Raw genomic sequence first — 13,975 nt, forward strand, 5'->3', positions numbered from 1 at the left:
GGATTTCACTTTCCTCGCCTTTTTTCTGTGTCAGGACTTTTGCAACAGCCCCTTTTCTTTACTTTATATTAGTCTACTTTATCAGAGAGGAATCTCTTCAAGAACTCCTTAGTTCTATCGTTATCAGGGTTAGTGAAGATTTTCTCTGGGCTTGCATCTTCTAGGATTATGCCCTTGTTCATAAATAAAACCCTAGTTGATACATCCCTTGCAAAGTCCATCTCGTGGGTTACAACTATCATAGTCATACCGCTTTTAGCAAGTTTGGTCATTACATCGAGAACTTCTCCGACTGTTTCTGGGTCGAGGGCGCTTGTTGGCTCATCAAAAAGTAATACATCCGGATTCATACAAAGGGCACGAGCTATGGCTACTCTTTGTTGTTGACCACCAGAAATTTGGCTAGGCTTAGCATTGACATAGTTTTGCATATTTACGCTTTCAAGATATTTTCTAGAAATTTCTTCAGCTTCCTTGTGGTTTCTACCAAGGACTTTCATCTGACCAAGCATACAATTCTCTAGAACTGTTTTATTGGCGAAGAGGTTGAAATTTTGGAAAACCATGCCAACTCTTGACCTATATTTTCTTTGGTCGAACTTATGATCTAGAATATTTTCTCCCCTGTAGAGGATTTCTCCACTAGTTGGATTTTCCAAAAGATTTAAACAACGGAGGAGGGTAGACTTACCAGATCCAGAAGAACCTATAATAGAAACAACTTCTCCTTCGTCGACTTCCATATTAATATCCTTGAGGACTAGATTGTCCCCGAACTTCTTTTCTAAATTATTTACTCTAATTATCTCAGACATTTTTTGCTCCTGTTGATGATTCCATGATAAAGTCAGTATCGTTAAATCTTTTTTCTAGAACAAGAAGGATTCTTGTAATAGTAAAGGTTAGGACAAAGTAGATTACTGCTGTTATCAAATAAGTTGGGAAATATTGGTAGGTTGATCCTGCAACTGATTTAGACATGAAGAATAATTCTGTAACAGAGATTACATTAAGTACGGAAGTATCCTTTATGTTAATAACAAATTCGTTGCCTAGGGATGGGAGGATGGTAAGGATGGTTTGTGGGAGGATAACATGTATCATAGTTTGGAAATGTGTCATTCCTATAGCCTTACAAGCCTCGAATTGGCCCTTATTAATTGAATTAATACCACCACGAACGACTTCTGATAAGTAAGCGCCAGTGTTGATTGATACAATTAGGACAGCTGCAAATATAGTTGATAAGTCTATATCAAAATATTGTTTGAGTCCATAGAAGATGATTACAGACTGTACCATCATTGGGGTACCCCTAAAAATTTCTACATAAGCTGCCAAAATTGCATTTATAATTTTGTGGAAATAGTAGGAGATTACATTATCAGTCTTTTTAACTTCAAGTCTTCTTATTACTGCTACGATTAAACCTATCAAGAAACCTAAAATAGTTGAAACAACAGCTATAAACATAGTGTTAACAACACCCTTTAGGAAAAGTCCTGAATAGGTAGACCAAATTGACTTAACTTCTGATATAAAACCAGTGCTTTCTTTCTCGTTTGCGGTAAGCTTGGTCATCTTAGCCATGATTTCTTCTTGCTCCTTTGGAATATCCATTGAAGAAAGAATCTTGTTGACTTGGTCTGTTAGTGGAGAATTTTTAGCAATACCAACTCCAACAGTTGTATCTTCATCCTTAGTTTCAAAGCCCTTGCCATCTTCAAACTTTATATAAGTTAGCTTTGGATTGGAAGCTATAGCTGATTGGGCACCAGCTTCTTCGGAAATATATCCATCAATAGTACCAGCATTAGCAGCTGCAATCATAGTAGGGAAGGAATCCATAGGCTCTTGCTTATTAACACCCTTCATTTGATCAATCATTGCTACGTGGAAAGTACCAAGCTGAGCGGTAATCTTTGCTCCAGCAAAATCATTAATTGATTTAGCATTTACATACTTTGAGTCCTTTTGGGTAACTACAACCATAGAAGCATGGTAGTAAGGAACAGAGAAGTCAATTTGCTTTAACCTCTCTTCAGTTGGACTCATACCTGCAATAATAGCATCGATCTTGCCACTAGTTAGGGCAGGGATCAGACCATCCCATTCGATTTTATAAATCTCAAGTTTTTTGCCGAGTCCATCAGCAATTTTCTTAGCAAATTGCACGTCATATCCATTAGCAAACTCGCCAGGAGAATTGGCCACAGGACATCCCCCGTTCTTATCGTCTACTTCAGAAAAATTGTATGGTGCATAGTTTACCTCCATACCAACTCTGAAAGTGTCTTCTTGGCTAGCATTTGCCCTACAAAAAGGGGTGAAAAGTAGGACGATCGCAAGCATCATTCTTAAAATCTTTTTCATAATAAATCCTTTCTAAATAAATTTGATTGTAAAATAAAAGTCCTTACTGCTCCATTTGGAAGCAATAAGGACGAAAATTCGCGTTACCACCTTAATTTTAGTAAACCTCACGGCCTACTACTCAATAAGTACAATCATACTCTCTCGCTATAACGGGCAAGCCCCGTTGTCAGATCAAAATATCCCCGACAAAACTCAAAGTCTTTATTCACTCAAGCATAAAATCTCCATTCGCACCAACTAGGATTCTCTTTATTTTATAATCTTGGGTTACTCGTCTTATCAATGTTGTTGATTATATATTACATCAAATAAAAATAATGTCAAATTTATTTTTAGGGTACAGTGATAGAGAGGTTAATATGGACATAAAAGACAGACAATTAGAAATAATAAGAATATTACAAGATAAGACCTACCCGATATCAGGAACAAGCCTTGCCCTAGACTTTGGCGTAACAAGACAAGTAATAGTAAAAGACATCTCCATTCTAAAGGCCCTAGGCTATGATATAATATCGACCAACAAGGGCTACAAGCTTGAAGATGGAGCCTGTCTAACTTTCATAGTTAAGTGCAAGCATGATGATTTCATGATTGGAGAAGAGCTAAATACCATAGTCGACAATGGAGGAGAAATCCTCGATGTATTTATCAATCACAAGACCTATGGCTTGATTAAAAAAAATTTGGATATTAAATCTAGAAACGGGGTGGACTCCTTCATAAAATCCATAGATAAGGCAACTCCCCTAAAAAATTTAACAGACAGTATCCACTACCACACCATAAGAGTAAGAGATGAATTTGCTAAAACCAACATAAGAGAAAAGCTAAGAGAAAAAGGCATCTTGGTCGATTAGGAAAACTAACTAAAATTTGGCAAAAAATACTAGGATCTATAAAAAATCCTAACAGATGAGAAAAACTTTCATAAACAAGAGTAAGTAAATCTAAAGAAAATAAAAATTCCAAGAGCTATTAAAATATAAAAAAACTCAAAGACGGAAAATGAGTCCAAGCAAACACAAGTAATTAACTCTTAGGAAAAAATTCCAAGCTCGTGAACAAAATTAAAAGATGTAAAAAAACTGCTTTAATACGAGTAGGTAAATTTAAAGAAAATGAAAATTCCAAGAGCTGTTAAAAATATAAAAAACTCAAAGACGGCAAATAAGCCCAAGCAAACACAAGTAATTAACTCTTAGGAAAAATTCTAAGGGTCAGCAAAAATCCTTAAAAATTACAAGAAAATATACTTAAAATTTAGTAGAAAAAGTCAGTAGAGAAACCCTCTTATTTTAAATTTAGTATTTTCAAATAAGGATTAGGCATTGGATGAAAAATATTCCCCACTGTATATACAACGAATAATTTTTGTGCTAAAATATTAAATGAATATATTTTGGAGGAAATTAATGGAATTTTTAAGAAAAAAGGGGATAAATTTATCCTGGAGAACTTATTTTATTGATGCCCTAGGGGCTATGGCCTTTGGTTTGTTTGCATCTCTTTTGGTTGGAACTATACTTAACAGCCTTGGTCAAAGCCTACATATTGCCTATCTTACCGATAGACTTTGGCCATTAGCGAAGTCTGCCAGTGGGGCAGCCATAGCCGTTGCCATAGCTGTAAGCTTAAAGGCACCAAATCTAGTTTTGTTTGCATCTACCATAGTTGGTCTTGGAGCCTACGAGCTAGGTGGCCCGGTTGGAGTATTTTTGGCTACAATTTTTGGAGTTGAATTTGGCAAGCTCGTATCAAAATCAACCAAGCTTGATATTATCATAACTCCAAGCATCACCATCATCGTAGGAATCTTGGTAGGGGATTTGATTGGACCTTATGTGGCAAGTTTTATGAAGGCTATAGGCATATTTATTATGAAGGCTACCGAGCTTAGACCATTTTTCATGGGAATTGTAGTAGCTGTTACTATCGGTATGGCCCTAACCCTTCCTATTTCATCAGCAGCAATTTGTATGATGTTAAGTCTTGAAGGCCTTGCAGGTGGTGCTGCGACAGTAGGTTGTTGTGCACAAATGATTGGCTTTGCTGTAATTTCTTATAAGGACAATGGTCTAGAGGGTCTTCTTGCCCAAGGTCTTGGAACGAGTATGTTTCAGGTACCAAATATAATCAAGAATCCATGGATATGGCTTCCACCTACCCTTGCTAGCGCAATCCTTGCTCCTATAGGAACTTTAGTTTTCAAGATGAAAAACACACCCCTAGGTTCAGGCATGGGAACAAGTGGTTTGGTAGGTCAAATCGGAACTATAAATGCTATGGGTCTAGGAGCTATATACAAGGTCCTTCTCCTTCACATAATCTTACCAGCTATCTTGTCTTTTATAATCTATAAGATAATGAAAAATAGAGGACTTATTAAGGATGGAGATATGAAAATTGACTTTTAGAAGAAAGTTCGTATTGTTAAGTTAATATTTATTAGTGAAATAGAAAGCCTAAGGCCCGTCAATTTATTAAGAAGGGCTTTGGGCTTTTATTTTATTAAAGGGAAAAAGTTAGGGGGCTTGCTTTATTTTTCAATATCGTGTATATTGTAATAAGAATAGAACTTACAATGAAATCCAGTAGGACCTTGTTTGAAATAACTTGGTGCGAATTACACTTCATTTTGTTTAAGACCCGCCTAGAGTCTATCCTAGGCACTGAGTATAAAGAAAGCTGGTACCGCACTTGTTGCGCTTTTATGCTCTTTTTTTGTACCTATTTTTACGAAAAGAAAGGAAGAGAAATGAAATTTACTTACGAAAAAGAATACGATAATATATTTGATGAATTAGTTGATCGTGGCTACTATGAACAAGCTACCAACGAAGAAGAACTTAAAGACTTATTAAAAAACGAATCAGTTAAGTTTTACTGTGGATTTGATGCCACAGCCGATTCCCTAACTGTAGGCCACCTCATCCAAATCATGGTAATGATGCGTATGCAAAACTACGGCCACAGGCCTGTTGCCCTTCTCGGTGGAGGAACAACTCTTATAGGAGACCCTTCAGGAAGAAGTGATATGCGTCAAGTTATGACTGTCGAAAGGATTAACCACAATGCCGATTGCTTCTACAAGCAATTCCAAAGATTTTTGGACTTCTCTGATGGCAAGGCTACAATGCTTAACAACAAGGATTGGCTCCTTAACCTAAACTTTGTAGAATTTCTAAGAGATGTGGGAAGCGAGTTTTTAGTTAACGAAATGATAAAAAAAGATGCCTACAAGAATAGGATGGCAGCAGGTGGACTAACCTTCTTTGAATTTTCCTACATGCTCCTCCAATCCTATGACTTCTTGAAAATGTATAGGGAAGATGGGGTAAGTCTTGAAATGGGTGGGTCTGACCAATGGTCAAACATCATCGGTGGAGTTGACCTTATAAAAAAACACGAAAATGGCAAGGCCTACGGTATGACCTTCTCCCTCCTTACAACAGCTGACGGAGTAAAAATGGGTAAATCTCAAAAGGGAGCTGTATGGCTTGATGAAAATAAGACTTCCCCTTACGAAATGTTCCAATACATGAGAAATGTCGATGACAGGGATGTCGAGAAATTCCTCCTCCAACTAACCTTCCTTCCAACAGGAGAATGTAAGAGACTAGGAAATCAAACAGAGGCAAGTGAAATCAACAAGGCAAAAGAAATCCTCGCCTACGAGGTAGTAAAACTTGTCCATGGTAAGGAGAAGGCAGATGAAGCCCTAGCAGCAGCAAGAGCTCTTTTCTCAGGTAAGGGAGATGAATCTGCTATGCCTACCAGTCAAATAGGAAAAGCTGACCTACCAAAGGGTCTACTTGCTCTAATGACAGAAATAGGCCTTACCAAATCAAATGGAGAGGCAAGAAGAGCCATCCAACAAGGTGGAGTATCAATCAACGATACAAAAATAACCGACCCTTCCTTTGAAGTTACAGAAGAAATCTTTGAAGAAGGAAGAATAATAATCAAAAAAGGCAAGAAAAACTTCCACAAGGTGGAACTAGCCTAGATATTTTACAAGTAGCCTTAGGGCTACTTTTTTTTGCCATTATATTAGATAAATATCAAATATAAGTCTATTGATATTAGATGAAATTTGTCCTATAATTAAATTAATCAAATACATATCTAATTTAAAATTAATTATTAGATATTTATCGAACAAAGGAGGTCTTATGGATCAAGTTTTTAATGATTTTAATATCATAGAAAAGCCCCTTCTTGTAAATGAGGCAGGGCTTATCATCTACTACTATACAAATTGGCTAGCTGCTTCAAACAAGGGTCAATATAGCTTTGATGTAGCCTATCCTGGCTTTTCTTTCTCAAAAGATTGGCTACTAATTTCCATAGAAGAGCTTTTTACTTCCGAAAAAGCCTATGTTGATTTTGTAAAGAAAGTTAAAAGTGAGGCCTTTCCTTATTTGGAAGAGTTTTTTACGGAAAAGAATACTGATATTCTTAATCTTTTTTACATATTTATGGAAAATGACGAAAATTATCTGCCTTTTTTTGCGGGAATTTTCCAAAATCTAAATATTTTTGATTTAAAAGATTTAACTTATGAGCGTTTCAAAGAAGTTTTTGACTTTTGTTTCCTAAAATTTATGGGAGTTGAGCTTGGAGATGAAAATCACAAGGACCTTGCAAGTCTTATAGCTAGCAAAAAGAAGGCCTTCAAGGAAAATTTCCTGACCTTGATGGCGAAACTTCCTTACAGGGATGAGTTGTCTATGGACCTAGTGAGGTCTTACTCAAATACTAGGTCTATTTATAACAGACTCCTTCCCCTTCTTGAAAAGCTTTGTGAAATTTTGAAGGAGAAGATTCCTCTCCTAAGTAAAGACCTAACAAATCATTTTGACCATATCAGGGAGGATGATTATAAGTTTATCAAGGATATTATTGACCAAGTTGGGATAAATTCTTTTTTACTTGCTAATGCTAAGCCCCTTAATGTCTACTCTCTGTGTATGGCAGCCAATATGGAAATGATTCAATTTATGTCAGAAGATCTAGACTTTGCCTTTATAAAGTTGGGTGTTTTTGCTGATAAGGAGAAGAAAAGCCTAGGGAAGTTAAAACTCCTAAACCAGTACCTAAAGATTTTGGGAGATGCTACTAGGATTGATATTCTAGATTTACTAATGGAAAGATCCTACTATTCAAAGGAATTATCGGACAAACTTTTCATAACTCCTGCCACTCTTTCCTACCACCTAAGCCAACTTCACGTTTGTGGCTTTGTAGGAGCTTACATTGATGGTAGAAAGACTTATTACTATTTGAGAAAAGCTGGTTTTAAAAAAATCATAGAAGAACTTAGCGAATTTGCTAGTAACATAAGGGAGGAAAATCATGACCAAAGAGAATGAGAAATTAAAAGAAAACCTAGCCCAAAACTTAAATTCAGAAGAAAGCATAAGAGCCTTTCTTAGGGGGAATAAGTTGTCTAATTTCAAGCTTTTGCTTATAGCCTACGCTCCTTTTAAGGATAATCTAAAGATAAAACTTTCCTTGTTGATTTATCCATTTGTAAATGGTTTGATACCGGTCTTACAGGCCTTTATCATGTACTTTTTGGTAGAACTTATAAATAATAAGACCGACCTTAGGACTATGATTCTTATAATTACATCCTATAGCCTTATAATTTTTGCTTTTTCTTTGATTTCTAAGCAAATAGAACGTAGAACTTATCCGACCTATATGGATACAAGGTTAAATTTATTTGTGAAAGCATCAGAATCTATTATGAAAATGGACTATGGCCTTGGGGAAAATTCCCTCTTTATGGGAGAGTTTACCAGAGGTTTTGAGCCATTTTCCTGCAACAATACAGGTCTTGAGGGAATCTATCACGATATGTACCCCCTTCTTTCAAGTATCCTTTCCTTTATCGTGATTTCGATAGTTTTGGCAAGGCTTAATCCCCTAATCTGTATCTTTGCTCTAATTTCTATTCTGATCCAACTTGTAGTTAGAAATTATACTGATAGATACAGACACGAGCATACAGGAGAGCTTAACATGGTAAGAAGAAAGACGTCTTCTTATTATAGCGAAGCTAGTGACTTTCGTTTTGCCAAAGATATTAGAATTTTCTCCTTCAAGGAAAGATTTATAGAAGGCTTTAGGCCCCTAGTAGCTGATGTAGTAAGAATTTCAAGAGTGTTTATCAAGCCTGAGATATTCTTATCTCCTATCCTTGCCATAAGTCTTGTAGGGATAGAGGCGATTTGTTTTTATTTCTTGACAGGAAAAATAAAAAGTTACGAGATAAGCCTAAAAGAGCTTACCCTAATGATAACTTCTGTGGCAATCTTAAGCAAAGTATCCCTTGCCATTGTGACAAACCTTGCCCAAACTAGGGCCAATCTTTTGTATGTAGGAGATGGCTTTGATATGATAAGAAATGACCTAGAATCTACTTGGGGAGATAAGAAAATCACAGGACCTATGACAATAGAATTTAGAAATGTATCTTTTTCCTACCCTCTTTCTAGCACAAAGGTCTTGGAAAATCTCTCCTTTACCATCAAAGAAAGGGAAAAAGTAGCCATAGTTGGGGTAAATGGAGCTGGCAAATCCACCATAGTTTCTCTAATCCTAGGTCTATATAAGCCGACAGAAGGGGAGATTTTAATAAATGGCATGGATGCTAAGTACATAGACTTAAATGAAAGATACAAGGCCTTTGCCACAGTCCTTCAAAATGTAGAGCCTCTTGCTGTATCCCTAGCAGAAAATGTTTCAGGAACTGATAAAAATATCGACAGAAAAAAAGTAATAGATTCCCTAGAAAAGGCGGGCCTTTCCTATAAGCTTGACCAACTTCCAAAGGGGATAGATACTCAGATGACTAGAAATATTTACGAGGATGGAACTCTTTTTTCTGGTGGTGAAAACCAAAAACTCGCCATAGCCCGTGCTATATACAGAGAAAATGCCAAGGCTATGATAATGGATGAGCCAACAGCTGCCCTCGATGCCCTAGCTGAGGAGAAAATCTACAGGGACTTAGAAAAAATAAGCCAAGGAAAGACTTTAATCTTTATTTCCCACAGGCTAGCTTCAACCAGATTTTGTGATAGGATAATGCTCCTTGATGGTGGAAGGATAAGAGAGAAAGGATCTCACGAAGAGCTTCTAGCGAAAAATGAACTCTATAAAGAAATGTACGAATCCCAAAGGAAATATTATAAGGAGGAAGATAATGAAAAATAAATTTAAAGCCTTGTGGCTTTTTGCCAAAATTATCTGCAAAAACGATCCCTTCTACCTAGGAGTGATCCTCCTAAATGCCCTAATCGATTCAGCCTTCACCATGGTAGATGTATTTGTGCCAATGATTTTTATTAACCAAATCACAAATCCAAGGCCTATCCCAGACTTCCTTAAACTTATCCTTGCCCTAGTCCTGGGAAAAATCCTCCTAGACCTTATAAAGAGGGTATCTAGCAGGGAAGAATTTGTAAGACGTCAGGGGATAAATGACTACCTAACCTTTGAGCTTGCCAAAAAAGCCATGGACTTATCCTACGAAAATATAGAAAATCCCCACACCCTCGACCTAAAGGAAAAAGCCAATGCTGCCATAAATATGGGATCAATCCACAATCTCTTGTGGTGCTTAAGAGAAATAATCACAAGTATTTCAACCATGCTTGCTACAGCTTTAATCATAATAAATTTCTCTCCTTATCTAGTAGCTTTTTCTATAGGAATTTCTTTACTAATAATTGTAACGAGCATCAAAGAATCTGCCTTTACTAGAAAGTTTGACTTAGAAATTGTTGATGTAAATAGGAGATTTTCCTACTATTTCTCCTTGATTGGTGGCCCTCACTACCAAAAAGAAATAAGAGTCTATGAGCTAGGAGATTTGATAAATGCAAAGGTAAAAAATTACCTCGATAAGATGCTTAATCAATTTAACAAGAGATATGCCTATGAGGCAAATATGGGGGCTATAAAAATATTCTTAGAAACTATTCTAAGATTTATTTCCTACACCTATGTAGCAATGAGGACCCTCTCAGCGTCCTATGGCCCACAAATTACTTTTGGCGAGTTTTCTCTAGTAATTTCTGCCAATGAAAACTTTATGAAAGCCTTCCAAGCCATGTTTACTGAAACTGGCGACTTTATCCTAAGCCTTGCCAATCTCATCCCCCTCTATGATTTCATCAATCTTGAAAGCGATGATGAAAGAAAACTTAAAAAGGCAGGGGCTTTTGAAAGTCTCGAATTTAAAAATGTATCCTTTGCCTACCAAGCTTGCGACAGGCTAATCCTCGATGATATTTCCTTTAAGATAAAAAAGGGAGAGAAGATTTCTATAGTTGGAGTAAATAACGCAGGAAAGACCACAATCGTAAAGTTGCTAGAGAGATTTTTTGATATCAAAGAAGGAGAAATCCTCTACAATGGAGAAAACATCAAAGAAATCGACAAGAAATCCCTCTATAGTAAAATTTCTGCCGTCCTCCAGGATTTTTCCATCATGCCTTTTACAATCAAGGACAATATCCTAGCTAACAAGGCTTACGACAAGGAAAAAATCAATAAGATTTTAAAGGAAATAAGCCTCGATGAGAAGATATCTTCCCTAGAATATGGCCTTGATACCTACATGAACAAGGATATCTACGAAAATGCAACAGACCTATCCCTCGGCCAAAAGCAAAAGCTTGCCATAGCTAGATGCCTTTACCAAAATCCTGACCTAATCATTTTAGATGAGCCGACAGCAAGCCTCGACCCCCTAGCAGAGGCGAAAATCTACGAGCAATTTAATCAAATGACCTCTGGGAAAACTGCAATCTTCATCTCTCACAGGATGAGCTCAACAAGATTTACCGACAAGGTTCTAGTCCTAGATGAAGGTAAAATCAAGGCTTTTGACTCCCACGAAAATCTGATGAAAACCGACAACATATACTCCAGACTCTACAAGTCCCAAGCCAAATACTACAAGTAAAATGTCCTCAAATTTTCTAGCTTTGAGGGCTTTTTTACTTTAATTTCAAAATTTATAATTATACCTAATATCAACTAGGAAAATATTTGTAGCTAAAAAGACCCCTGGTAGTTTTTATAAAATCAAGCTAAATTTTCCAGTTTTTTGCATTATTTCAGCCATTTCTTAGTATGTGTTCTTGACTAATATTTTTCTTTAATTTTTTTATAAGTGCCTATTTATAAGTCTTTACATATAAACTTTTATGAGTTTTGTATATTAATGCACAGACTTAATTTTGCATATATTATCAAATTGTTACAAAATTATATCTATAATTTAATGAAATATAAATCTCTTATCTACAAAAAACGTTTTACATTTTAGAGTTTATAGGGGTCTTGCTTTTTATCTCTTTATACGCATACTAACGAATAAAATTTATCTTGATATTAGTGACCATTTGTGCTATAATCTATTGCGTTGAATAATTATTAATACGATAGGAGATGTTAAAATGATTAAAATCAATGTACCTTACGATCATACAACTATGGAGGTCGCATTAGAAGATAAAAACTTTGCAGGAAAACTAGAGGGAAAACAAACCCACTATGTTTCTGAAAAGTCTCAAGAAGAGTTAGTTGAAGAATCTTTAGATAATCCAATCGGACAAAAGAGTCTAGAAGAACTTGTAGTAGGTAAAAAGGATATAGTAATTATCAGTTCAGACCATACTCGTCCAGTTCCTTCAAAAGTTATTACACCTATTTTGCTAAGAAGAATACGCAGTGCTAACCCAGATGCTCGTATTCGTATTCTTGTAGCAACAGGATTCCACCGCCCATCAACTAGGGAAGAATTAATAAACAAATACGGTCAAGAAATCGTAGATAACGAAGAAATTGTAATGCACGTATCAACAGATGATAGTTCAATGAAAGAAATTGGAACTCTTCCAAGTGGTGGAGCTTGCATTATCAACAAGATTGCTGCAGAATGTGATTTGTTGATTGCTGAAGGATTTATTGAAGCTCACTTCTTCGCAGGATTTTCTGGCGGAAGAAAATCAGTTTTGCCAGGAATTGCTTCTTATAAGACAATCATGGCTAACCACAGTGGTGAATTTATAGATGATAAACATTCAAGGACAGGTAACCTAAAGCATAATTTAATCCACGAAGATATGGTTTATGCAGCAAGAACAGCAAATCTTGCCTTTATCATTAACGTTGTGTTGAATGGTAAACACGAAATCATAGGTTCCTTTGCAGGTGATATGGAAGAGGCTCACAAGGTTGGTTGTGACTTTGTAAGAGAACTTGCAAGCGTTAAGAAGATTGACTGTGATATAGCTATCACTACAAATGGTGGAGCTCCTCTTGATCAAAATATTTACCAAGCTGTAAAGGGTATGACAGCCGCTGAAGCAACTGTTAAAGAAGGCGGAGTAATCATAAGCTGTTGTGCTTGTGGTGATGGTCACGGTGGTGAAGGTTTCTATCACAATATTGCCGATGTAAAAGAAGCTAGAGAATTTGAAGAAATGGCTATCAACACTCCAAGGCTCGAAACTGTGCCAGACCAATGGACATCTCAAATCTTTGCCCGTATCCTTTCTCACTATCATGTAATAATGGTATCTGACCAAGTAGATGAAAAACTTGTTACAGATTTACACATGCAACTTGCAAGAACTATGGACGATGCTTTGAAATTAGCTTTTGATATAAAGGGTAAAGATGCTAAAGTAGTTGTTATTCCAGATGGTTTAGGCGTAGTTGTAGAGAATTAATTAAGGAGCGAAGATGATTTCAAAACTAATAGCAGAGTTCTTAGGAACTGCCCTTATGATTATTTTCGGTGTTGGTGTTCACTGCGACGAGGTGCTTAACAAGGCCAAATACCAAGGCTCAGGCCACTTGTTCGCCATAACAACATGGGGATTTGGTATTACTATAGTTCTAGTAGTGTTTGGGGATGTATGTATAAATCCTGCCATGGCATTTTGCCAAGCAATCCTTGGCCTTATCCCTTGGAGCTACTTTGTCCCATATGTTATAGTTGAATGTTTGGGAGCATGTGTAGGAGCTTTAATTTGCTATGTCCTATACAAAGATCAATTTGATTCATCCCTAGACGTTGACCCAGTAAAGGTAAGAAATATATTTTCAACAAACCCTATATACAGAAACCTTCCTAGAAACTTCTTTGTAGAGTTTTTTGCAACATTTATCTTCTTATCATCAATACTAGGTCTTGTTAAAAATCAACCAAATATTGTGCCAATAGGTGTCGGCTTGTTAGTATGGGCAATTGGTATGGCCTTGGGTGGCCCTACAGGATTTGCTATGAACCCTGCCAGAGACCTAGGTCCAAGACTTGCCTATAGCCTATTACCAATCAAAAACAAAACAGATAATGACTGGCAATATGGTTTGACAATTCCTGGAATTGCTCCATATGTAGGAGCTATTGCAGCTGCCTTATTTGCTAAGTTCTATCTTGGTTTTTAGGAAAATAATTTATTAATATGTGAATTTTTAAGCGGAATCTAGTCTTAACAAAAGATGAAAATTCCGCTTAAATTTTTTTAGTCAATATATTTTTAATGAAGTTATTATTAAGTATGGCTTA

The 13,975-nt window shown here is 36.3% G+C and carries 10 protein-coding genes and 1 other annotated feature; of the genes, 8 read left to right on the forward strand and 2 right to left on the reverse strand.

Translation table 11 applies throughout. The features are described 5' to 3' along the window. Positions 1-68: 68 nt before the first annotated feature. Positions 69-815, reverse strand: a complete 747-nt coding sequence (locus P6936_RS01380) for an amino acid ABC transporter ATP-binding protein (protein WP_004836745.1) — start codon at positions 813-815, stop codon at positions 69-71. After that, a complete protein-coding gene (locus P6936_RS01385) occupies positions 808-2,373 on the reverse strand; it encodes an ABC transporter substrate-binding protein/permease (RefSeq protein ID WP_276880620.1) in 1,566 nt (521 codons plus the stop codon). The genes P6936_RS01380 and P6936_RS01385 overlap by 8 nt, the downstream gene beginning before the upstream one ends. Positions 2,374-2,436: 63 nt before the next feature. After that, positions 2,437-2,668, reverse strand: a binding site (T-box leader). A 67-nt stretch (positions 2,669-2,735) separates the two neighbouring features. Between P6936_RS01385 and P6936_RS01390 the strand changes: the two genes are divergently transcribed. From P6936_RS01390 to larD, 8 genes are all read left to right on the forward strand, one after another. Next, positions 2,736-3,236, forward strand: coding sequence for a transcription repressor NadR (locus P6936_RS01390; protein ID WP_040349408.1), 501 nt, complete (start codon positions 2,736-2,738; stop codon positions 3,234-3,236). Positions 3,237-3,791: 555 nt separating this feature from the next. After that, on the forward strand, positions 3,792-4,793 hold the full coding sequence (locus P6936_RS01395) for a PTS transporter subunit IIC (protein ID WP_276862157.1): 1,002 nt from the start codon (positions 3,792-3,794) through the stop codon (positions 4,791-4,793). A gap of 341 nt (positions 4,794-5,134) precedes the next feature. Continuing rightward, complete coding sequence (gene tyrS / locus P6936_RS01400; RefSeq protein WP_276880621.1) at positions 5,135-6,385, forward strand: tyrosine--tRNA ligase; 1,251 nt, start codon at positions 5,135-5,137, stop codon at positions 6,383-6,385. Between the two features lie 166 nt (positions 6,386-6,551). After that, a complete protein-coding gene (locus P6936_RS01405) occupies positions 6,552-7,751 on the forward strand; it encodes an ArsR/SmtB family transcription factor (protein WP_276880622.1) in 1,200 nt (399 codons plus the stop codon). Continuing rightward, complete coding sequence (locus P6936_RS01410; RefSeq protein WP_276880623.1) at positions 7,735-9,603, forward strand: ABC transporter ATP-binding protein; 1,869 nt, start codon at positions 7,735-7,737, stop codon at positions 9,601-9,603. Before P6936_RS01405 ends, P6936_RS01410 begins: the two co-directional genes overlap by 17 nt. Continuing rightward, entirely contained in the window at positions 9,593-11,359 is a 1,767-nt protein-coding gene (locus tag P6936_RS01415; RefSeq protein WP_276880624.1) for an ABC transporter ATP-binding protein, read from the forward strand. The genes P6936_RS01410 and P6936_RS01415 overlap by 11 nt, the downstream gene beginning before the upstream one ends. Before the next feature lie 496 nt (positions 11,360-11,855). Continuing rightward, on the forward strand, positions 11,856-13,133 hold the full coding sequence (larA, locus tag P6936_RS01420) for a nickel-dependent lactate racemase (RefSeq protein WP_276880625.1): 1,278 nt from the start codon (positions 11,856-11,858) through the stop codon (positions 13,131-13,133). Between the two features lie 13 nt (positions 13,134-13,146). After that, positions 13,147-13,854 carry a D/L-lactic acid transporter LarD gene (larD, locus tag P6936_RS01425; protein WP_276880626.1) on the forward strand — a complete coding sequence of 236 codons (708 nt, stop codon included), beginning with the start codon at positions 13,147-13,149 and terminating at the stop codon, positions 13,852-13,854. The last annotated feature ends 121 nt before the right edge of the window (positions 13,855-13,975 follow it).

Source organism: Anaerococcus tetradius, assembly GCF_947087635.1.
GTDB classification, from domain to species: domain Bacteria; phylum Bacillota; class Clostridia; order Tissierellales; family Peptoniphilaceae; genus Anaerococcus; species Anaerococcus tetradius.